Below are 20684 nucleotides of genomic sequence, written 5' to 3'. Positions count from 1 at the left end.
AGATGAACTTTTTCGCTTATTTATTCCAGGATTGGACGGCCAACCGGGGCAATATAAAAGGGCGATTGGTGCTGTTTATGTTTAGGCTGGTAAATGCTATAAACAGGTATATGTTACTCAAGATCCTGTTTTTTTGGTATTTGATCATCTATCGTTTTTTTGTGGAGTGGGTGCTGGGAATTGAGCTGCCCCGTAAACTAACAGCAGGCAAAAACCTGGTCTTTTACCACGGGCAGGGATTGGTTGTTAATTTTAAAACGATCATTGGCGATAACTGCACGTTGCGTAACGGTGTTACCATCGGACACAAGAAACTGGCAAACGGCAGCCTGAGCGCCTGCCCTGTTATAGGCAATAATGTGGATATAGGCGCCAATGTATGTGTGATTGGCGATATTACCATTGGTGATAATGTGACAATAGGCGCCGGTGCGGTCGTAGTGAAAAACATCCCCGCCAACAGCGTTGCGGTTGGGAACCCCGCACGTATTTTAGGAAGTAATTCGGAAACGGTAAACCGTATTGAAAATAGTTAATGGAGAATAATTTAACCGACCGGGCCTTCTGGAAAGCTTTTTGGGAATCACGAAAAGGGTTGATATTTAAGATAAAACCCAATTATGTTTTCGGCGATATACTGGCCGGTATCATTAAAGAAAAAGGCATACAAAACGCTGTAGAATTAGGTGGTTTTCCAGGCTATTATGCCATCTATCTAAAGAAATATCAGCATTTAAAAACCACATTACTGGATTACTTTATCCACCCAGGTTTGGTAAACGAACTGCTGCAGGTTAACGATATGCAACCCGGCGACATAGACATTGTAGAGGCCGACCTGTTCACCTATCAACCTGCTGAAAAATTCGACCTTGTTCTTTCTTTCGGCTTGATAGAGCACTTTAACGATACCAGGTTCATTATTAACGAGCATCTTAAATTTTTAAAGCCCGGCGGCACACTTTTTATTACACTGCCTAATTTTAAAAGCGTAAACGGCTGGGTGCAAAAGAATTTTGATAAAGACAACTACGACAAGCATAACATCAGCAGCATGGATCTTAACCTGCTAAAAAATACCTGTACCGATCTTGGGCTTAAAAACGTTGAGGCTTATTACCACTTTAAATTTTCCGTTTGGCTGGAAAATAAATCCGAGCAATCCGGTTTCGCTAAGGCACTGGTCAAAACAATTTGGATGGCCGGTAAGATCTTTACCAAACTGGTACCGGTAGAGAGTAAGGCATTATCCCCATATATTGTAGTGAGGGCAACGCTGTAGATTTACGTAAGGAATTTTGCAGCTTTAATGGTGGCAATGTCGTGTCAGTAGTCAATTTATCAAAAGTCTAATTATCAGATAACTAACAACATTCACAGGTGTTCACGGCGGTGAACGTGAACGTTTTATAGATTTTTGCGCTTCATTATAACTAAAAAAGCCGCGCTTTTCAGCAGGGCTTTTCAATCTCCGGTTTAGAAAACTATACCATATAATTCCAGCCGTGGGTATCTTCTGCGCGGCCGTATTTGATATCATCGAGCGTAGTTAAAACTTTCTTTGAAAACTCGCGCGTTGCAGGGTCACTTAAGAAATGCTCCTCTCCGTTATAGCTAATCGACGCTACGGATGCTATAGTCGCAGCAGTACCGGCACCAAAAGCGTCGGTTAGTTTGCCATTTTTGGCACCTTCAATCAATTCGGCAACAGATACCTTACGCTCTTCTACCGGGATGCCCCAATCTTTAGCCAAAGCAATCACCGTATCGCGGGTAACGCCATCAAGAATGGTGTCCTTAGCTTCGGCAGTGATCAAAACACCATCCAGCAGGAACATCGCGTTAGCGGCACCCATTTCTTCAATGTACTTATGTTCTTTGGAGTCTGTCCAAATCAGTTGGTCAAATCCTTCTTCGGCAGCCTTGCGGGCTGGCAGCATAGACGAGCCGTAATTACCGGCAGCTTTAGCATAGCCCATACCACCTTCGGCAGCGCGGGTGTAATGCGTTTCTACCTTTACTCTTAACGGCTTAGAAAAGTAAGGGCCAACCGGGCCTATCAGCACCATGTATTTATAAGTAGCCGATGGCGTTACCCCCAGAAACGGATCTGTAGCGAACATAAAAGGGCGAATGTACAACGCATGGTGCGCTTTACCCGGAATCCAGTCGCGGTCGATATCGACCAGGGCTGCTATAGTTTGTACAAACAATTCTTCTGACAATTGCGGCATGCACAACCTGTCTGCCGATTTATTGAAACGGATTGCATTTTTATCCGGTCGGAAGATAGAAACCTTACCGTCTGCATGCTTATAGGCTTTAATGCCTTCAAAAAATGATTGCCCATAGTGCAGTGCCGATATAGCAGGACTTAAAGAAATAGGGCCATATGGCAATATCTCGAAATTCTTCCATTCCCCGTCTATATAATCTGCCGAAAACATGTGGTCGGAGAAAACTTTGCCGAAAGGCAGCGTATTAAAGTCCGTTTCAGATAAACGGGAATTTTGGGTTTTGGTTATTTTGATGTCCAGTGTGTCGGTCATGGCAGTATGTATTATTTCGAAAAATGGCAAGTTAGGAAATTTTGTATATAATTAACGATTTGAGGCCGTATATTACAGCACCTTATCTACAACAAACATGCCCGTTTACAAATTAACAGAACAAGGAGCCGCAGGGCTGAAACGCAGCTGGGTAATTACTATGATAATTGCCTACCTGGCCATCACCGCCGCGTTTTATTACAGCCTGGTATATAAAAGTGGCGACAACAAACACCTGTTTATATTTGTAGCTGTATCAATAGTGTTATTTGTGGTGGTGTTTTTTGGCCGTAAGAAGTATTTCGACGGAGTAGATGGCAGCAAGCTGATAATTGAAAGTAATCAATTAACACTCCACGCGCTAAATGTTCCTGATAAAGTACTGGCTTTTAACAATATCAGAAAACTTAACATCACTAAGCGCGGCATCGAACTGCTGAGTAAGCGCAATCAACCGCGGGTAATAGTTATCATAAATGAGTTTGAGAAGCTTGATGAAATAGAAAGGCTGCTAAGAAAAAAGATCAGTAGCTGATCCTTAAATGCCAACCAAATACAACTGCCACCTTAATTACAACTCGCCAACAACTTTTTCTACCCAGGCTTTTCCCCAGTTTTCCAGTTCATCCACACTCCATAGTGACGGGTAAAAAATCCGGCGCTGAAAACGCGGAGGCAGATATTTTTGCCAGTTGGTGCCACCTGTGGCTTTAATCTCTTCGGGTTCGCGGTGCAGGTAACGCACTGCAGATTTGTAGTGAGATAACGGCCAGTTGATGTTCACGTTCACGTCCAACTCACGCAGTTGTTTTTCTAATTCACTGGTAATCTGTGCTTTATATTTGAAGTTTTGTAACAAAGCGTTAAAATTGGTCTGATTTACCGATTTCCCCAATTCAATAAACGTTTTTGCGTATTTATGCTCGAACTGTTTAAGGGTAAGCGTTTTTTTACCGGTAGATAGTTCCGTCGCACCAAACTTCCAGTAAATATGCTCAAACTGTTCCCCGATAGGTGCTGTAGACATGGTTTGGCGCTGATCTGCCGCTACCAGGTTGATGAAATCGGTGGCGTAAATCTCTATCATGCGGTACTGCCCGCTTTGAAACCCGCTGGCCGGCAATAACGACATCCGAAATTGCAGGAACTGCTCCTTTTCCATACCATCTACCATGATCTCGAACGATTGGGTAAGCGCCTCGAAATACCGGTTAATACGTTTTAAGCGTGCGGTAAAAAAAGCTACGGTCAAATTTTCGTGCCCTGCTATTTGCTTACACTCATGTAACGACAGTTTAAAATACAGCTCTGTTATCTGATGGTACATGATGAAGATCTCTTCATCCGGAAAGGGCGTTTTAGGGCTTTGCAAACTTAGCAGGGTATCCAGGTGAATATAATCCCAATAAGTTAAAAAATCGGCATGCAACAGCCCGTCCAGGTACGATGTCATATCCTGGCCCATGGCATTGTATTTTTCCTGCAGTTGGGTAAGCCTTTTTTCTATCTCGGGAGTGATGCTCATATGCTAAAAACTAAACGGCCAAACCACAGGCCAATGTACAGCCCCGTTACCGATAAAAGAAAATTGATCACAATGTTTACAAACGCCATCCCGGTTTGCCCCGCCTTAAATAGCTCAACAGTTTCGAAAGTAAAGGCGGAGTAGGTGCTGAAACCACCACAGAAACCGGTTATCAGCAGTAGCTTAAGGGAAAAATTAATATTGAGCTTTTGAACCCCAAGTATCAGCACAAAGCCAAACACCAGGCAGCTTAAAAAATTCGCTGTTAATGTTGTATAGGGGAACGCGGGCTGCCACTGCTGGTAAAATTTACCAACCATATAACGGGCCAGGCTACCGGCGCCGCCGCCAACAAATACCAAAGCGAGATCTTTCATTTAAGATTTGCCCAAATATTGCAAGAATTTATGAAAAGTATACAAAGGCGCGAACAAGTAGTAAAAACATATTAGCCCAATTTTGTTATAACAGGTAAAACCAAACCGCTACAATCATGAAAATTAGCAAGATACTGATAGGGATAGACGATAGTAAGTTTGCGGAATACGCAGCTTCATATGGCTTTGATTTAGCTAAAACGTTTAACGCGCATGTTGGCCTGGTGCACATTGTTGAGCCAGGTGTAGCCCCTGTTACCACCACCGATACCATTATGGGCATGCCTATGCAGGATAGTGCAATTAATCAGATTGAGCTGATGGAAATACAAAATAATGCCGGTGAAAATATTATTGACCGCACCATCAGAAGCTACGCCGGCGATTTGCAAGTTACCCATTTTAACGAGTTTGGATCAACATCCGACGGCATCCTGAGCTGCAGCAAAGAGTTTGGTGCCGATCTGATTGTAATTGGTACGCACAGCCGCAGCGGTATAGACCGTTTGCTGATGGGCAGTGTTGCCGAAACTGTTGTGCGTAATTCTGAAGTACCTGTATTGGTTGTACCGATGCTGGGAAATGAATAGTGGTAGCTAAAGCAATTTACAAACGTTAAGGCGTTACGCTAGGAACGGCAGGAACTCCTATTACTGACGGTTATAACCTTATGCCATTCCTGTTAAATTATCCGTCATCCTTTAACATCCTTCAGGCTGGCAAGCTCAATGATTTATAGGATTAGTATAGCAATCTAAATTTGATCGTCTGATCAATGCCTTTTAGTTCATTAAGCACCTGTGGATCGTATCCTGTATTAACGTCGGTAATTACGTAACCAATTTGCGGGTTAGTCACCAAAAATTCTCCCACTATATTAATGTTATGACTGGCAAACACCTCGTTAATCTTGGCCAGGATGCCCGGCACGTTTTTATGGATGTGAATTAAACGGTGCGCGTTGTTGTTGCGTGGCGGTTGCAGATCGGGAAAGTTGCAACTCATGTGGGTGCGGCCCTCGTTCATAAAAGCCATTACTCTGCGGGGGATAAAGTCAAAATTGCGGGGGTTTTGCTTGGGGTCGTCAAAAATGATAATGCCTTTCTCGCAGGCTGTATCTGCCAGTTTGCGGCTGTTTACCTTGCCAAAACAACCAATCACCTTTAGCCTGCCCGCATTCTGCAATTGGTCGGGTGTAGGCTGGTTAGTTTCGTCACAAAACAGCACGCCTGCTTCATCCAGATATTTTTCTTCTACACTATCCCGGTGGCGGATGTTGTAACCTTCGCGTTTCATTTGCGCCAGCGACTCTTCTTCAATATTACCCACTACCAAACATTTGATGCGGTTTTTTGGGTATGATATAGCACGCGGGAGCTTATTGATGTATAAAAACTCGTCAAAACTTGGGGTGATGTGGTCTGCCTTTTCGGTAACAGATTTACGCTCAATATTTTCCGTAAAGGCAAAAAAGCGTTTGATCATCCCCGATTCTTTTAGTTGGAAATCAGAATAGCCGTCGCCAATTCCAAAGATCTCACCTTGTAAATTCAATTCTTTAAGCAGTTTCACTTTACCGCCCTCTTGCGATAGCGGGTTCTCTTTATCATAACCGATGATGTTGCCTTCATCATCAAATACAAAGGTATTGGCGTAGATATTTTCTTTTTTGATATGATACTCGGTAACTACCGGCGTAATGAATTCTTTAAACCCGCCCGATACGATCAGCACCTCGTCCTGGTGGTTTTTAAAAAATATGGTATTGCGGGTAAAGGATGTCGACACTTTCTTTTTCAGGTGACTGATCAGCTGTTTCAGGTGGTCGCGGTTAGCACAAAGTAACCGTACCCGCGCCTGCAGGCTTTCTGTAAACGACAGCTTGCCCTCCATCGATGCGTTGGTCAGGTCTTCAATCTGTTTGTAGATAGCTTCCCTGTCAGGGTGGTTTTTTAACGAGATGCGGGCTAATTCATCTAAAGCTTCAACCTGTGTAAACGTACTGTCGAAATCTATTATAAAGTACTGATCCATGTGCCGAAAGTGTAATGTGAACACTACAAATGTGCAAAAATTGGTTGAGGTGTCAACGCAAAGGTTATTAACAAGATAAAGAGGTTATAAACAGGTGCCCAGTGCAGACACGCATTGCTGGATAAAGTTAGTTAACAAAAGTTACACTAAAACACATAATTTAAGGCAATGAAATTTACCAATTGAGCCAGCCCCGCTTAAGCTTTAAATATTTATGATATTTTAGGGGCATGCAACCACCCCGTATCAACAGGAAAATAAAACCCTATCAGTTGGTTGCCCTGGTGTTTTTTACTGTATCTGGCGGACCTTACGGGCTGGAGCCGTTGCTGACCTATGCAGGTGAGCATGCCGCAATTTTAGTTTTATTAATAACACCGTTGCTTTGGGATGTGCCGGCAATTTTTACCGTGCTGGAGCTTAACAGCATGATGCCAGTTACCGGCGGTTATTACGAATGGGTGCGCCACGCATTGGGCAACCGCTGGGGCTTTTACGAAGGCTGGTGGACGGTGCTTTACACATTTATCGACCTTGCTATCTATCCGGTACTTTTTGTGGGTTACGCGGCGTTCTTTTGCCCGGGGATAGAGGCTTACCGGGTACCTATATGCATCACAATTGTGTGGCTGGCTGCGGGGTTAAATATTTTAGGAATTGTTAAGGTAGGCAAGGTGTCGTTATTTTTAGGTGCAGCAGTACTGTCGCCACTCATCATTCTCTTTGTCATCAGCATATATCGTTACGGTGGCATTAGCGTACCCGCACAAAGTTTGCATGGTTTAAAATTCTCGTCACTGGGTATGGCGCTTTATACGGTTATGTGGAACTGCCAGGGCTGGGATAATGTAACTACTTACGCACAGGAGGTGGAGCGTCCGGTACGGTCATACCTTAAAGCGACACTGATAGCATTTGCCCTTACCATGGTGATTTACTTTTTTGCGGTAGTAGTAGCTTTGCAGGCAGGTATTAATCATGACTTATTTAACGATAGTGGTTTCCCGGCTTTAGGCGAATTAGTAAAAGGGCGCTGGCTGGGCGCTATTTTAGCCGCTGGCGGCATGGCCAGTTCGCTGGGCATCTATTCGGCTGTTCTCCTTTCCGTATCCCGCGTGCCAAAGGCCATGGCCGATGACGGGTTTCTGCCCACCCGGATCAACAATTTGCACAGGCGGTTTAAAACGCCTTATAACTCCATTTTTTTATGCTCGGCAGTGGTTAGCTTTATGATATTATGGCCATTTGATTCGCTAATGATCATCGATGTAACCGTTTACGGCGCGGGTCTATCGCTCGAGTACATTTCGCTCATCAAATTGCGCATCTCGGCACCGGATATTAAACGCCCGTTCAGGATCCCGCTAAATACTTTCGGGTTGCTTGCGGCACTTATTTTACCGTTCGGCGTTTACTTAATCGCAGTGGCCGCTGCGTTCACCTCCACCCCTAAATCTATCCAGGCGGCCACGTTTGCGGTAGCCACGCTACTTACTGCAGAAGTGATGTGGCGGCTTATCACCTGGAAAAAGCCACAACTGCGAAACACTTAATCTGCTGATGTTAAAACCGTTCGGCGTTTAAGTAGTTATAACAGGTACAAAAATCAGTACTGTTATGAGATCTATCTGGAAAGGTTCACTTGGTTTTGGGCTGGTAAGCATACCGGTAAAACTGTATTCGGCGGTACAAACTACCTCACTTGACTTTGACATGCTTGACGGGCGCGACCACTCCCGTATCCGTTTTCAGCGGGTAAACGAAAGCACGCATAAAGAGGTGCCATATGATAAAATCGTAAAAGGCTATAAACTCAACGATGATTACGTAATAATGGACGATGCTGATTTTGAAGCCGCCGCGCCCGAAAAAAGCAAAGTGGTTGAGATAGAAAGCTTTGTAGATATTGCCGATGTTAACCCTATGTTTTACGAAACATCATACTACACAGAGCCGGATACCAAAAATAACAAAGCCTATGCATTGTTGCTCCAGGCCCTAAAAAAATCCGGAAAGGCCGGCCTGGCGAGGTTTGTTTTGCGCAGCACCGAAAGCCTTTGCATAGTGCACCCGGTAAAAAATGTGCTGGTGATCACCCGCATCCGCTTTGGCCAACAGATCCGCGAGACAGACGACCTGAACATATCAGATGATGTAAACGTGAGTAAAAAGGAGCTTGATGTAGGCCTGGCACTAATTAATCAGTACGCCGAAAAATTTGATGTAAGCAAATTTAAAAACGATTATACAGATGAATTGCTGAAGATCATTACCGCAAAAGCAAAAGGGAAAACAGCTAAAGTTAAGAAGCTTAAACCGCACAAAACCACCGGTACCGACCTTTACGATCAATTGATGAAGAGCCTGTCTGTAAAAAAGGGCGCGTAACCTGTTTAGATAGCAATCAAATATAAAGAGCAAAAAAAAGCAGCGATGAAATTCTCATCGCTGCTTTAAATATTGATCTGAAACCCTTACGCTAATTTCTTCTTTTTTGTTTCCATAAAGGCTGCACCGCCAAGGGCAAGCACTAACAGTACCGAGCCTGCCATTGAAATTCCTTCGCCGGTGTAGTAAGATGCCGGGTGGAAGTCGAACTTAATGGTGTGGTTACCCAAAGGAATGGTTGCTGCACGCAACAGGTAATCTGCACGATAAAAAGGCTGCTCAACGCCGTCAATGGTCATTTTCCAGCCTTTGTTATAATAGATCTCAGAGAAAACCGCTACCTGGTTGGCGGCCGAACTGCTTTGGTAAACCAAATGATCCGGGTTGTAGTTCACCAGTTTAATAGTTGAGTTTGCATCACTACCAAGTTGTTTCGATTCCACTAAAGACTTATAGCTCTTATCTATCATCGCCTCATCCTTCGGGCTAAAGCTGCTAATCGCAAGCATCTCCTCGTCGGCATCGGCAACATACTTAACACTTTTTACAAACCAGGCATTGCCGCAGGCAGTTGCGTTGGCATGCATACTGGCCAGGTTAGTTTTAGGGTCGGTGGTAATAATATACTTGGTGTTCAGCATATCCAACACATCCTGATTAATGCTTTTGCTGAACTGATTATCCAGTAACTCTTCGTATCGTTTTAGGCGTGCTGCCGAGTAGCCGCCGATAGATTTATGAAAAAACGGGTTGTAGGTATCCTGCTTAAGGTAAGCGCCGTTTTCAGTCATATCAAACACGCGGAAGTTTGGATCTTTATCTTTCATAATAAAAGTATCCACTTCACGGGGCTGTACCGCCTGTGCAGCATCCTGCTTATCCTGAAAGTTGGTTTCTTTCAGATAACGCTTGTCTACCTGCCACATGTCTACCAAAACAATAGCCAAAAACCCAACAGACATGATGGTAACATTTATCTTTTGCTTTACAAAGGCCCAAAGCAACCCAAAGGCAATTACAATAAATATCATCGACCTGATGGCATCATTGCGCTCCAGGGCTGTCCTGTCGCGCACTAACGCATTTGCTGCGGCATTTGCTGTAGCGCTGTCGTTATTTAAAGCCTGGGCAAGGGTTTTGATCCCTTCGGCCTGGTCAAACGGTTTAAAGCTTAATAACAATTCAGGGATAACGATAAGTATCAGTGTTAATCCTCCGGTGATAAAGAAAGCGATCTTGAGTTTGTTGAACAGGTATGTTTTATCCGGATTGTCAATAAATTCCTTAACTGCTAAAAACGCAAGGATGGGAAAGCACAACCCGGTAACCGCCAGGATCGACTCGACCGCACGGAACTTGTTATACAATGGGAAGTAATTGAAGAAAATATCCGACAGATACGGGAAGTTACCACCAAATGACAGCAGCATGGTTAACACTACTGTACCCAATAGCCACCACTTAAGCCTGCTGCGAACCACAATCAGCCCCAGTATAAACAGGAAGCATATTGCAGCCCCAAAATAGTATGGGCCAAAGGTTGACGGGCGTTTGGGCCCCCAATACATCGAATAGCCGGGGAAGCGTGAGATCTGGCTGATAGCGGTACCAATTTGCTCTTGCGGAATGCCTTTTTGGGCAAATACCTTTACAAATTCAGAATTCTCATCAATGTTATCCATACCTGAGCCACCACCTGCAGCGTTAGGCACTAAAAAGGTAAAGCTCTCGGCTACACCCTGGCTATATTGGTAGGCATAGTCGCGGTCTAACCCGTTGCTTGGTTCTTTAGTATTTTTAGTAAGGTTTGATTTACCGCGTATGGTTTCGGTACCATAATCGTAAGTGCTCCATAAAAGAGACGCGTTAACTGCAAGTGCCAGCACGGTTGCAGCCGCCAAAAACGCCATTGATCTTACAAACCTGGCAGTAGTTTTAGCTTTAACAGCATGATAAAGTTCAATACCTACAAGAATAATTATAGCCAGCATCAGGTAATAAGTCATCTGTACGTGGTTGGCACGTATCTCCATCGCCAGAAACAGTGCTGATAAGGCACCACCCAGGTAATAATTACCTCTTAAAGTAAGGATAATGCTGGCCAGCACCGGCGCAAAAAACGCTATTGCAAAGGCCTGGTTAGAGTGGCCTGCAACCAGCAAAATAATATTATAGGTTGAAAATGTAAACGCGATGGCGCCTGCTGCAGCAAGCCATGGGTTTAGTTTTAGTACATTAAATAAAAAGTAAGTACCCACCAAAAGTATAAGCACTGTATCTACCGGGTTAGGGAAAGTTGCCTTAACAGCCGATACGATGTGTGTGGTAATGTTAGCAGGATATGGGGCCCAGATCTGGAACACCGGCATACCGCCAAAAATCTGATTAGTCCACAAAATGGTAGTATCCTTTGCACGGTAATCGTTGATCTCTTTTTGAGTTGATTGCGCGCCGATAACATCACTTTGGCCTAACGTTTTGCCCTGGAATGCAGGCGTAAGGTATAAAAAGCAGATAGCTAAAAAAAGTGCAATAACAGCTATGTGCGTGCCATTACGTTTAAACCAGTTGTTCATTTAAATCTTTTAAGGGATAATATTATTAATCTTCAAAAATAGAAAATTGAATGATAATAGAAACGATAAGTTTTACAAGATATCCGCTTAGCAGTTATGGGGTTGACTGCTAAAATAAAAGAAGAAGCCGACCATCAAGAGGATGGTTAAAACGTAGATGATGGCATTTATGCGGTTGTACTCGTCAGGGTTACGCCTGATGGTGTACACATTGTAGAGTGCAAGGGCGGCTATCGCTGCCCAAAAAAAGTTATTAATACTGGTGCAGCCGGTAAAAAGCTGGATTAAAACTGCCAGTACAATACAATTAGTTAGCACCAGCAACACCGTTGGAGGCGTAGTGTGGTGCTTACGGCGTTTGTATAATCCTTCGGGCAGCATGTATATTATTTAATCTCTTCGTAATCAACAAATTCACCTTCAGAATCGGGCACAGTGCCTTTTTTTCCGGCGGGTACATGGTCAACCCGTACACGGCCGTCCTGCCGTGGCTGCTGTTGATAATTTTGCTGGTGACGTGCTTGTTCCTGCGCCTTGTTAACTACGCTGCTAAAAAACATAGGTAAAAAAATACGTACCAATGCGCGCAGGATATATAAAATACAAATAGATATGATCAGAAAACGAATAAGTATCATTTGTTAAAAATTAGCTTACAAATATAAGTATATAACGTTAAAAAAGTTTCAATATGATAACGGTGTCAGTTTAACTAAACTTCTCTTCCATCATCTTTTCAAGCGCAAACATTTCATCACGCAATTTAGCGGCCAGCAGGAAGTCCATGTTTTTGGCGGCCGCCACCATATCCTTACGGGTATTATCGATAGATTTCTTCAGGTCAGGCTTGGTCATGTACTGCACAATAGGGTCGGCAGCCATTGATACAGTGTCAGCCTCTACATACGCCTTTTGTACACCGCCTTTAAAGTCCACAACAGAGGTTTGCTCCATAATCTCCGCTTTGCTTTTGCCCACTGTTCTGGGGGTAATGCCATGCTCTTCGTTATATTTTATCTGTAGTTCCCGGCGGCGCATGGTTTCATCCATGGTTATCTGCATCGAATCTGTGATCGTATCGGCATACATGATCACCCTCCCCCGGTCATTACGCGCGGCGCGACCGATGGTTTGGATCAATGATCGCTCCGACCGCAGGAAACCTTCTTTATCAGCATCTAAAATGGCTACTAATGACACCTCGGGCAAATCCAACCCTTCACGCAGTAAGTTGATACCGATAAGGACATCAAATTCGCCAAGCCGCAGTCCCCTTAAAATTTCAACCCTTTCCAGTGTTTTTACCTCCGAGTGGATGTAACGGCACTTAATACCGAGCCTGTCCATGTATTTGGCCAGTTCTTCGGCCATACGTTTAGTAAGGGTGGTCACCAAAATGCGGTCACCCATTTTTATGGTTTTGTCCACCTCGTCCAGCAGGTCATCCACCTGGTTGATTACCGGCCGAACATCGATCAGCGGATCCAGCAAACCCGTCGGCCTGATCACCTGCTCCACAACTACACCGCCCGATTTTTCCAATTCAAAATCGGCAGGAGTTGCGCTTACATAAATGGTTTGCGGGGCAAGGCGCTCAAACTCCTGGAAGTTAAGCGGGCGGTTATCCATCGCCGCAGGCAAACGAAAACCATAATCAACTAATGAGATCTTCCTCGATCTGTCGCCGCCATACATGGCACGGATCTGCGGAACGGTTACGTGGCTTTCATCAATCACCATCAGGTAATCATCCGGAAAGTAATCCAGCAAACAGAAGGGGCGCATACCCGGCGCACGGCCGTCAAAAAAGCGGGAGTAATTTTCAATACCGCTGCAATAACCCAATTCGCGGATCATCTCCAGGTCGTAATTGACCCGTTCCTCTAATCGTTTGGCCTCAATAAAGCGGCCATCATCGATAAATTGCTTCTTACGGCTCTCTAACTCCTCTTGTATAGCCCAAACCGATTGCTGAAAACGCTCGCGCGGGGCAACATAAAGGTTAGCCGGATAAACCACCATGTGTGTCATCTTCTCGATGGTTTTTCCGGTGGTAATGTCAAAGGTGCTCAGTTCTTCAATGTCGTCGCCAAAAAAACTGATACGATAGGCAAAATCCATATAAGCCGGAAAGATATCCACCGTATCACCTTTAACGCGAAACGTTCCGCGTTTGAAATCGGCGGTAGTCCGGGCATAAAGTATCTCTACCAGGCGGTGTAAGAATGCATTGCGACTAATGCGCGTACCTACGGCAAACTTAAATACCGAATTGGCAAAATCCTCGGGGTTACCCATACCATAAATGCAGGATATGGACGATACCACTATTACATCCCTCCTGCCGCTCATTAAAGCCGATGTGGTACGCAAACGCAGCTTCTCAATCTCTTCGTTTATCTGCAGATCTTTTTCTATATAAGTATTTGACGAGGGGATAAATGCCTCGGGCTGATAATAATCGTAATAGGATACAAAATAGTTCACCGCATTCTCCGGAAAAAACTGCTTGAACTCGCCATATAGCTGTGCAGCCAGCGTTTTGTTGTGGCTCAGAATCAGCGTTGGCTTTTGCGTTTGCTCAATAACGTTGGCGATAGTGAACGTTTTACCAGACCCGGTAACCCCCAAAAGGGTTTGAAACGGATCGCCGCTGTTTACACCTTCAACCAATTGTTTGATGGCGCCGGGCTGATCGCCGGTAGGTACGTATTGAGAAGTTATTTTAAAATCCATTATTCAAAAATAGTGATTTAAGGGCATAGATTTGTGATTAGGCTGTCAGGATTTGCTAAGCATTTTAGTCAACCGCCATCATTTTACAACCGTTATCCTGGCCTAAAGTTCATACAAAATAAATGCTGTGCAATGACAGCCCTATGTCAGCAGAGGATTGATGGGCGGAATTATTTTACTCCTGCAATTTTTAACGCTATATTTAATCCTCTGATAGCGGTAACAACGATACCTTAACAATGCTTTTTGTACTTAACCAAACCAACAGTATAGCCAACCAGTTCCTGGCCGAAATGCGCGATGTAAATTCGCAGCAGGACAAATTCCGTTTCCGTAAAAACCAGGAACGACTGGGCGAAATACTGGCTTATGAAGTGAGTAAAAGCTTTAGCTATACCGAAAGCGAAGTAACCACTTCTTTAGGTATTGCCAACGTAAACCTGCCCGATGTGCAGCCCGTGCTGGCCACCATCCTGCGTGCCGGCCTGCCGCTGCACCAGGGGTTTATGAACATCTTTGATCAATCCGACAGTGCCTTTGTAACCGCCTGCCGTAAGGTTAAAAAAAGTGGCAGCTTTACCATACAGGTAGACCATATCAGTACCCCCAACCTTGATGGCAAAACATTAATAATGATAGATACCATGCTGGCCACCGGCCAAAGCCTTGTGCTGGTTTGTAAAGAGCTGATGGCGCAATACAATATTGCCGATCTGCATATTGTATCGGTTATAGCCAGTATGGAAGGTATAGCCCACGTGCGCGCCAACCTGCCCAAAGCCAAAATTTGGGTCTGCGCGGTTGATGAAGAGATGACCAGCAAAAGTTATATTGTACCCGGCCTAGGTGATGCAGGGGATTTGGCGTTTGGGGAGAAAGCGTAAGGGGAATTTACAATGGAAGATCTTAGATTTACGATTTGGAATGATTAAACCTGAAAAGAAAGACTGCTGGCTATGGTGGCAGAATAGACGACTTAAGTATAATAAAGGTTTAGTGGTTGCAGGCGTTTTGGCGTTTTTAGCATATTGTATTGTCGGAGAGATTTTTATTGCACCGAACGAGGAATTTGAAGTCACCCTATTTACAATCGCATTTCAAGGAGTGGGGTATTTACTTATGATACTAATCGCTAATGTTTTCTATAGTTTAGGATATATTGCAGACACATGGTTTAATCCTCAGAGTGCAGAATCATTTAGGGTTAAGTTGTATAATATCGGTTACTGGTTTTCCTTCGCCTTGCCTTTTTCCATTCCAATTTTAGTTATCTATTTGTTTACATTGAAGTACCACTAACTTTGCCTCATGCTTCAGTCAGAAATCGTCAATCCAACATCTAAAATTTACAAACACATCTTCTTCGACCTTGACCACACCATTTGGGATTTTGATAAAAATGCCGAGGAAACCCTGCACGAGCTTTATGGAATCCACAATCTAAGTAACCTGGGCCTTCCTTCCGCTGATCTGTTCATTGAAACCTATACCAAAAACAACCACCTGCTTTGGGCTAAATATCACCTGGGGCAAATCACGAAAGATGAGCTGCGAGAGGAGCGTTTCAAAACTACGTTTATCGAGTTAGGTGTAGCGCCGGATCTTGTGCCTGTTGATTTTGAAGATGCTTACGTTGCCCTCGGCCCAACTAAAACAAACCTGTTCCCGCATGCGCATGAAACGCTGGCTTATTTGCAAAGCAAGTATACTTTGCATTTGATATCTAACGGGTTTAAAGAATCTACCGAAATAAAGGTAGCCGGCACCAATCTTGCCTCTTATTTTCAAAATGTGATCATATCTGAGGTGGTAGGCGTGAACAAACCTGATCCACTGATCTTTCAGCATGCGATTGACCTTGCAGGTGCCACTGTGCAGGAAAGCCTGATGATTGGCGACAGCCTGGAAGCCGATGTACGCGGCGCCCTGGCATTTGGCATGGACGCTATTTATTTTAACCCGCTGGGATTGGAAAAACCTGCAGATGTGCCCGTGCAGATCAATCATTTAAAAGAGCTAACTTTAATGCTATGAATATTGCCAGCGAGCGCCGCAAAATAGAAGATGCCTTAAACGCTTACCGCGATTGGCTGGACACTATCACCAATAGCGAGTTTTTGCAAACGCCTCAAATGGGCGGGTGGAGCTATGCAGAAGTGTATGATCATATCATGAAAGCTACACTGGCATCAACCATAGCGCTGGAACGCTGCACCAATAACAATTGCCCTGCCACTAAAAAAGGGGTAACCCTTATTGGTTGGTACCTTTTACTTACAGAAAGTTTCCCGCCGTTTAAAATTAAAGTCCCTGAAGCTATTGCCGAAAAAATGGCCCCTAAAAAGATAGATCAGGAAGAAGGCAAAAACCTTATTATCAAGTGCCGTAAACGCATCGAGGCTATTGAAGGGCTTGTAGCAGGCGCCCCTAAAAATGCGCGGTGGCAGCACCCACGTATGGGTATGCTCAATGCGCAGCAATGGTTTAAATTTATCCGTATCCACTTATTGCATCATTTAAAGCAATTGGAGCGTATAAAAAGTAACTTTTCGCAACAAAACTTCAAATAGTGTTCATGTTCACGGCCGTGAACACTTGTACGAAACGTTAAACATCACATAATCAACCATTTTCATTTTTGGCAGGTGACAGAGCATTGTCACCACTAATCTGAAAGAAAATGATATGCCGAAACTACCCCAAACACCCCCCGCCGGTTATTTCATGCTGTTTTCATACAGAACCTGTAACTTAACATCTGCTAAGGGGCTTAGGCCGTATATAAGCCGGCGTTAAATTAAGTTGAGTTATCAGTAACCTTTTACATTTAACAAAGTCTTAACAATATAATTACTTGATTATAGGATATTTGTAAAAACAATACAAGATGAATTTTGAATTTGCTTATTTGTTTGTAGTAGGATTGCTGGTACTGTTAGGCATTTTTTATCTTAGCCCTTACGAACTTAAGGTTAATGAGGACGAGGACGACGAATAACAGTCTACATAGCAGCCCTGCCCTTAATTACCGGTACATTTTACCGGCCGGAACAGTAACCTCAAAACTTTGATGGCAAAGCGCGAAGTAGACATTGTAATTATATCAGATGTGCACCTGGGCACCTACGGCTGCCACGCTAAAGAACTCCTTAAATATCTTAAATCTATCAAGCCAAAAATGCTGATCCTTAACGGGGATATCATTGATATTTGGCAATTCAGCAAATCGTACTGGCCGGAAAGCCATATGAAAGTGGTGCGCCGCATCCTTAAGTTTGTTACCGAGGGGGTACCGGTTTATTACCTTACCGGCAACCATGATGAAATGCTGCGCAAGTTTACCGATCTTAACCTCGGCTCGTTTCAGTTGCTTAATAAAATTGTACTGAACATTGATGGCAAAAAAGCATGGATCTTTCATGGCGACGTGTTTGATGTTACCATGCAGCACTCCAAATGGCTGGCAAAACTCGGCGCAGTAGGGTATGATACCCTTATCCTGATCAACAGTATGAGTAACTGGTTGCTTACCGCTGCAGGCAGGCCAAAAATGAGCTTTTCGCAAAAAATTAAGGCCAAGTTTAAAGATGCCGTTAAATTTATTAACGCCTTTGAACAAACCGCTGCCGACCTGGCTGTAGAGAAGCAATACAGCTATGTAATTTGCGGCCACATTCACCACGCCGAGATCCGTACTATACAATCTACAGAGGATACCGGTTCTGTATTATACCTTAACAGCGGCGACTGGGTAGAAAGCCTTACCTCACTGGAGTACAGCAACGGCGACTGGAAGGTATTTAAGTACCACGCGGATGACTTTAAGACGGATAGCGACGAAGACGATATAACCGACGCAGAAGATCTGGACGCCAAACTGGATGTCAATAAACTGCTGGAACGGTTTAGGCAGGAACCGGGTTAAAATCAATTCAGTGCTAAAGCTAATTAGCCGACTACATAAGTCATCTACCCGGCGCTTCGCTTATTAAAAGCTTCGACTGCTCATCTAAGACAAGCCTGCTACCATTTGTCATTTCAAAACAACAAAAAATAATATCGGAACGATTATTCCATTATGATTGTACATTTGTGGAACAAACATTCCAATAACAAAACAAATGAAAAAGTTAGAAAACAAAGTTGCAGTAGTTACCGGCGCTTCAAAAGGTATAGGTGCACAGATATCAAAAAGTCTAGCCGAAAACGGTGCGGCAGTTGTAGTAAATTATGCTTCGGCTAAAGAAGGCGCAGATAAAGTAGTCGCCGATATTATTGCCAATGGCGGCAGGGCCATAGCCATACAGGGCGATGTATCAAAATCTGCAGATGTAATTAACCTGTTCAACCAGGCAAAAAGCAATTATGGCGCTATAGACATCCTTGTAAATAATGCAGGCGTTTACCAGTTTGGCGCGTTGGCAGATATTAACGAAGATGAATTTCACCGCCAATTTAACATCAATGTGCTGGGCCTGTTGTTAGCATCGCGCGAAGCAGTAAATAATTTTAACGAAAAAGGTGGCAGTATTATCAACATCGGCTCGGCTGTAACCGCAATCACCCCTCCAGAAAGTGCCGTTTATACCGCTACTAAAGGTGCCGTTGAATCTATCACCAAAGTATTGGCTAAAGAGCTGGGCGGTAAAAACATCCGTGTTAATTCGTTGAATCCCGGCATGGTCGAAACAGAAGGTACACATACCGCAGGTTTTATAGGCAGTGGTTTCCAAACAGAAATCGAACGCACCACTCCGCTGGGCCGTATTGGCCAGCCAGAAGATATTTCATTAGTGGCCACATTCCTGGCATCTGATGAATCGCGCTGGTTAACAGGCGAAACTATTGTTGCCAGCGGCGGTGTGCGTTAAGCACCAACCTGCCGGCAGGCAGGGGTTAAAACAATTTTAATTTATATAGCTTTGCCTTTAAAGGGCAAGGCTTTTTCGTTATGGCAAGAACCAAAGATTTTGATGAAACAGCGGTGCTCAAAAAAGCGATTGAGCTTTTTTGGCACAAAGGGTACAGCGCAACCTCTATGCAGGAGCTGGTAGATGGATTGGGCATCAGCCGGTCGAGCCTGTATGATACTTTTGGGGATAAGCATACGCTATATATTAAAGCGTTAGAAAGCTACCGTGATTCAGGGTCGGGCGCGATGTGCAAAATTGTAAGTAACGCGCCGTCGGCAAAGCAAGCTATACGGCAATTGTTAGAACTGGTTATCGGCCAGCTATCTGCCGATGTGCAGCGCAAAGGCTGTTTTATGGTTAATGCCGAAGTTGAAACGGGCCCCCATGATGAGCAGGTGAACAGTTTAATTTGCGAGAACGACGTGAAGATAGAAGATGCATTTTACGCTGCCATTAAAAAAGGGCAGGATAATGGCGAAATACCTGCAGGTAAGGATGCCCGCGCTTTGGCCCGGTTTACCGTAAATACCGTAAAAGGCATACGGGTATCGGCCAAATCAACAAATGACCGGGAATTTTTTGACGATGTCATCGGCCTTTCCATGTCCGTTTTTGATTAAGGGCCTTTATTCCCAACCACTTTACTATCGCTTTACCCCTTCTTTACTATTTATTCATCTGTAAAACATATTTGTTTTACTAAATTGCCGGGAATTCTATCTGCATGAAAATATTGTTTGGTATACAGGGTACAGGGAACGGTCACATAAGCCGGGCCCGTGAAATTGTGCCGCTGTTACAACAGTATGGCGAGGTAGACCTGCTGGTAAGCGGTACCGAGGCCGAAGTGAGCCTGAGCCAGCCGCTTAAATACAAATTCCACGGATTTAGCTTTGTGTTTGGTAAAAATGGCGGGGTTGATAACTGGGCCACCTTTAAACTCATGAACCTGCGCCAGCTTTGGAAGGATATGCACAGCCTGCCGCTTGACGATTATAATTTGATCATTAACGATTTTGAACCCGTTAGTGCCTGGGCTTGCCGGCTGCAGGGCAAAGAATCGGTATCATTAAGCCACCAATGCTCGTTCGTTTCTAAGAACACACCCCGGCCAAATAAATGGAACTATGCCGAGTGGTTGTTTAAATATTATTCGCCCACTACGCATCACATCGGTTTTCATTTTGAGCGCTATGCCGATTTTATCCATACACCGGTAATCCGCAGCGACATTCGTAATATGGCAACCGCCAACCATGGCCATTACACGGTTTACCTGCCTGCTTACAGCGATACCAAATTGGTTAAGAACCTAAGCCAGACAGATGCGCAATGGCACATTTTTAGCAAACGCACCAAAACGGCCTACACCGAAGGTAACGTAAAGGTTTTCCCGGTGAATAACGAGGCCTTTAACACCAGCCTGGCCAACTGCGAGGGGCTGCTTACCGGCGGCGGTTTTGAAGGCCCGGCAGAAGCTCTTTTCCTGGGCAAAAAAGTGCTGATGATACCTATGCGTGGCCAGTACGAGCAGCAATGCAACGCCCTTGCCGCATCCAAATTAGGGGTAACCATCATTGAAACTA

22 protein-coding genes are annotated in these 20684 nt (G+C 44.3%); 14 read left to right on the top strand and 8 right to left on the bottom strand.

Features of this window, described 5'->3' with window-relative positions; all coding sequences use genetic code 11:
• The first annotated feature begins 2 nt into the window (after window positions 1–2).
• Window positions 3–536 carry a serine acetyltransferase gene (locus tag ACE5CV_RS08230; RefSeq protein ID WP_374949690.1) on the top strand — a complete coding sequence of 178 codons (534 nt, stop codon included), beginning with the start codon at window positions 3–5 and terminating at the stop codon, window positions 534–536.
• Window positions 536–1282, top strand: a complete 747-nt coding sequence (locus ACE5CV_RS08225; RefSeq protein ID WP_374949689.1) for a class I SAM-dependent methyltransferase — start codon at window positions 536–538, stop codon at window positions 1280–1282. Before ACE5CV_RS08230 ends, ACE5CV_RS08225 begins: the two co-directional genes overlap by 1 nt.
• Window positions 1283–1484: 202 nt before the next feature.
• Here the strand turns inward: ACE5CV_RS08225 and ACE5CV_RS08220 are convergent, their stop codons facing one another.
• Window positions 1485–2549 carry a branched-chain amino acid aminotransferase gene (locus ACE5CV_RS08220; RefSeq protein WP_374949688.1) on the bottom strand — a complete coding sequence of 355 codons (1065 nt, stop codon included), beginning with the start codon at window positions 2547–2549 and terminating at the stop codon, window positions 1485–1487.
• 97 nt (window positions 2550–2646) lie between these two features.
• Between ACE5CV_RS08220 and ACE5CV_RS08215 the strand changes: the two genes are divergently transcribed.
• Window positions 2647–3084: a hypothetical protein gene (locus tag ACE5CV_RS08215; RefSeq protein WP_374949687.1), complete on the top strand. Its 438-nt coding sequence runs from the start codon at window positions 2647–2649 to the stop codon at window positions 3082–3084.
• Window positions 3085–3120: 36 nt separating this feature from the next.
• Here ACE5CV_RS08215 and ACE5CV_RS08210 read toward each other — a convergent pair whose 3' ends face one another.
• Both ACE5CV_RS08210 and crcB read right to left on the bottom strand, forming a co-directional pair.
• Entirely contained in the window at window positions 3121–4074 is a 954-nt protein-coding gene (locus tag ACE5CV_RS08210) for a tryptophan 2,3-dioxygenase family protein (protein WP_374949686.1), read from the bottom strand.
• Window positions 4071–4451 carry a fluoride efflux transporter CrcB gene (gene crcB, locus ACE5CV_RS08205; protein WP_374949685.1) on the bottom strand — a complete coding sequence of 127 codons (381 nt, stop codon included), beginning with the start codon at window positions 4449–4451 and terminating at the stop codon, window positions 4071–4073. The genes ACE5CV_RS08210 and crcB overlap by 4 nt, the downstream gene beginning before the upstream one ends.
• 116 nt (window positions 4452–4567) lie before the next feature.
• Between crcB and ACE5CV_RS08200 the strand changes: the two genes are divergently transcribed.
• Window positions 4568–5041, top strand: coding sequence for a universal stress protein (locus ACE5CV_RS08200; RefSeq protein WP_374949684.1), 474 nt, complete (start codon window positions 4568–4570; stop codon window positions 5039–5041).
• 151 nt (window positions 5042–5192) lie between these two features.
• Here ACE5CV_RS08200 and ACE5CV_RS08195 read toward each other — a convergent pair whose 3' ends face one another.
• Window positions 5193–6485 carry an HAD-IB family phosphatase gene (locus ACE5CV_RS08195; protein WP_374949683.1) on the bottom strand — a complete coding sequence of 431 codons (1293 nt, stop codon included), beginning with the start codon at window positions 6483–6485 and terminating at the stop codon, window positions 5193–5195.
• A 230-nt stretch (window positions 6486–6715) separates the two neighbouring features.
• On the opposite strand from ACE5CV_RS08195, the gene ACE5CV_RS08190 reads away from it, so the two are divergent.
• Window positions 6716–8038, top strand: a complete 1323-nt coding sequence (locus ACE5CV_RS08190; protein WP_374949682.1) for an APC family permease — start codon at window positions 6716–6718, stop codon at window positions 8036–8038.
• 64 nt (window positions 8039–8102) lie between these two features.
• On the top strand, window positions 8103–8873 hold the full coding sequence (locus ACE5CV_RS08185; protein WP_374949681.1) for a Ku protein: 771 nt from the start codon (window positions 8103–8105) through the stop codon (window positions 8871–8873).
• Window positions 8874–8959: 86 nt separating this feature from the next.
• Here ACE5CV_RS08185 and ACE5CV_RS08180 read toward each other — a convergent pair whose 3' ends face one another.
• From ACE5CV_RS08180 to uvrB, 4 genes are all read right to left on the bottom strand, one after another.
• Window positions 8960–11449: a YfhO family protein gene (locus ACE5CV_RS08180; RefSeq protein WP_374949680.1), complete on the bottom strand. Its 2490-nt coding sequence runs from the start codon at window positions 11447–11449 to the stop codon at window positions 8960–8962.
• Window positions 11450–11536: 87 nt separating this feature from the next.
• Complete coding sequence (locus tag ACE5CV_RS08175) at window positions 11537–11830, bottom strand: hypothetical protein (protein WP_374949679.1); 294 nt, start codon at window positions 11828–11830, stop codon at window positions 11537–11539.
• Between the two features lie 5 nt (window positions 11831–11835).
• Entirely contained in the window at window positions 11836–12087 is a 252-nt protein-coding gene (locus ACE5CV_RS08170; protein ID WP_374949678.1) for a DUF4834 family protein, read from the bottom strand.
• Window positions 12088–12157: 70 nt separating this feature from the next.
• Window positions 12158–14185: an excinuclease ABC subunit UvrB gene (gene uvrB, locus ACE5CV_RS08165; protein WP_374949677.1), complete on the bottom strand. Its 2028-nt coding sequence runs from the start codon at window positions 14183–14185 to the stop codon at window positions 12158–12160.
• Between the two features lie 239 nt (window positions 14186–14424).
• Here uvrB and upp point away from each other — a divergent pair, with 239 nt between their 5' ends.
• From upp to ACE5CV_RS08125, 8 genes are all read left to right on the top strand, one after another.
• Window positions 14425–15069, top strand: a complete 645-nt coding sequence (upp, locus tag ACE5CV_RS08160; protein ID WP_374949676.1) for a uracil phosphoribosyltransferase — start codon at window positions 14425–14427, stop codon at window positions 15067–15069.
• 40 nt (window positions 15070–15109) lie between these two features.
• Window positions 15110–15484: a hypothetical protein gene (locus tag ACE5CV_RS08155; protein WP_374949675.1), complete on the top strand. Its 375-nt coding sequence runs from the start codon at window positions 15110–15112 to the stop codon at window positions 15482–15484.
• Between the two features lie 9 nt (window positions 15485–15493).
• Window positions 15494–16219 (top strand): YjjG family noncanonical pyrimidine nucleotidase, encoded by a 726-nt coding sequence (locus tag ACE5CV_RS08150; RefSeq protein ID WP_374949674.1) that lies wholly within the window; start codon window positions 15494–15496, stop codon window positions 16217–16219.
• Complete coding sequence (locus ACE5CV_RS08145) at window positions 16216–16755, top strand: DinB family protein (protein ID WP_374949673.1); 540 nt, start codon at window positions 16216–16218, stop codon at window positions 16753–16755. The genes ACE5CV_RS08150 and ACE5CV_RS08145 overlap by 4 nt, the downstream gene beginning before the upstream one ends.
• Window positions 16756–17255: 500 nt before the next feature.
• Complete coding sequence (locus tag ACE5CV_RS08140) at window positions 17256–18110, top strand: UDP-2,3-diacylglucosamine diphosphatase (protein ID WP_374949672.1); 855 nt, start codon at window positions 17256–17258, stop codon at window positions 18108–18110.
• Window positions 18111–18306: 196 nt separating this feature from the next.
• Window positions 18307–19056 carry an SDR family NAD(P)-dependent oxidoreductase gene (locus ACE5CV_RS08135; RefSeq protein WP_374949671.1) on the top strand — a complete coding sequence of 250 codons (750 nt, stop codon included), beginning with the start codon at window positions 18307–18309 and terminating at the stop codon, window positions 19054–19056.
• Between the two features lie 80 nt (window positions 19057–19136).
• Window positions 19137–19718, top strand: coding sequence for a TetR/AcrR family transcriptional regulator (locus ACE5CV_RS08130; RefSeq protein WP_374949670.1), 582 nt, complete (start codon window positions 19137–19139; stop codon window positions 19716–19718).
• Between the two features lie 104 nt (window positions 19719–19822).
• Window positions 19823–20684, top strand: an 862-nt coding sequence (locus tag ACE5CV_RS08125; RefSeq protein WP_374949669.1) for a glycosyltransferase family protein, incomplete at its 3' end; no start/stop codon positions are given.

This window comes from Mucilaginibacter sp. (genome assembly GCF_964263795.1).
Taxonomy (GTDB): domain Bacteria; phylum Bacteroidota; class Bacteroidia; order Sphingobacteriales; family Sphingobacteriaceae; genus Mucilaginibacter.
This window is presented reverse-complemented; position numbering and strand designations above follow the sequence as displayed.

Coding starts and splice junctions, on each gene's coding strand:
- ACE5CV_RS08180 (WP_374949680.1), bottom strand. CDS start 11,449: ATGAACAACTGGTTTAAACGTAATGGCACGCACATAGCTGTTATTGCA.
- ACE5CV_RS08210 (WP_374949686.1), bottom strand. CDS start 4,074: ATGAGCATCACTCCCGAGATAGAAAAAAGGCTTACCCAACTGCAGGAA.
- ACE5CV_RS08135 (WP_374949671.1), top strand. CDS start 18,307: ATGAAAAAGTTAGAAAACAAAGTTGCAGTAGTTACCGGCGCTTCAAAA.
- ACE5CV_RS08230 (WP_374949690.1), top strand. CDS start 3: ATGAACTTTTTCGCTTATTTATTCCAGGATTGGACGGCCAACCGGGGC.
- ACE5CV_RS08190 (WP_374949682.1), top strand. CDS start 6,716: ATGCAACCACCCCGTATCAACAGGAAAATAAAACCCTATCAGTTGGTT.
- crcB (WP_374949685.1), bottom strand. CDS start 4,451: ATGAAAGATCTCGCTTTGGTATTTGTTGGCGGCGGCGCCGGTAGCCTG.
- uvrB (WP_374949677.1), bottom strand. CDS start 14,185: ATGGATTTTAAAATAACTTCTCAATACGTACCTACCGGCGATCAGCCC.
- ACE5CV_RS08220 (WP_374949688.1), bottom strand. CDS start 2,549: ATGACCGACACACTGGACATCAAAATAACCAAAACCCAAAATTCCCGT.
- ACE5CV_RS08140 (WP_374949672.1), top strand. CDS start 17,256: ATGGCAAAGCGCGAAGTAGACATTGTAATTATATCAGATGTGCACCTG.
- upp (WP_374949676.1), top strand. CDS start 14,425: ATGCTTTTTGTACTTAACCAAACCAACAGTATAGCCAACCAGTTCCTG.
- ACE5CV_RS08185 (WP_374949681.1), top strand. CDS start 8,103: ATGAGATCTATCTGGAAAGGTTCACTTGGTTTTGGGCTGGTAAGCATA.
- ACE5CV_RS08155 (WP_374949675.1), top strand. CDS start 15,110: ATGATTAAACCTGAAAAGAAAGACTGCTGGCTATGGTGGCAGAATAGA.
- ACE5CV_RS08225 (WP_374949689.1), top strand. CDS start 536: ATGGAGAATAATTTAACCGACCGGGCCTTCTGGAAAGCTTTTTGGGAA.
- ACE5CV_RS08215 (WP_374949687.1), top strand. CDS start 2,647: ATGCCCGTTTACAAATTAACAGAACAAGGAGCCGCAGGGCTGAAACGC.
- ACE5CV_RS08175 (WP_374949679.1), bottom strand. CDS start 11,830: ATGCTGCCCGAAGGATTATACAAACGCCGTAAGCACCACACTACGCCT.
- ACE5CV_RS08200 (WP_374949684.1), top strand. CDS start 4,568: ATGAAAATTAGCAAGATACTGATAGGGATAGACGATAGTAAGTTTGCG.
- ACE5CV_RS08145 (WP_374949673.1), top strand. CDS start 16,216: ATGAATATTGCCAGCGAGCGCCGCAAAATAGAAGATGCCTTAAACGCT.
- ACE5CV_RS08170 (WP_374949678.1), bottom strand. CDS start 12,087: ATGATACTTATTCGTTTTCTGATCATATCTATTTGTATTTTATATATC.
- ACE5CV_RS08195 (WP_374949683.1), bottom strand. CDS start 6,485: ATGGATCAGTACTTTATAATAGATTTCGACAGTACGTTTACACAGGTT.
- ACE5CV_RS08150 (WP_374949674.1), top strand. CDS start 15,494: ATGCTTCAGTCAGAAATCGTCAATCCAACATCTAAAATTTACAAACAC.
- ACE5CV_RS08130 (WP_374949670.1), top strand. CDS start 19,137: ATGGCAAGAACCAAAGATTTTGATGAAACAGCGGTGCTCAAAAAAGCG.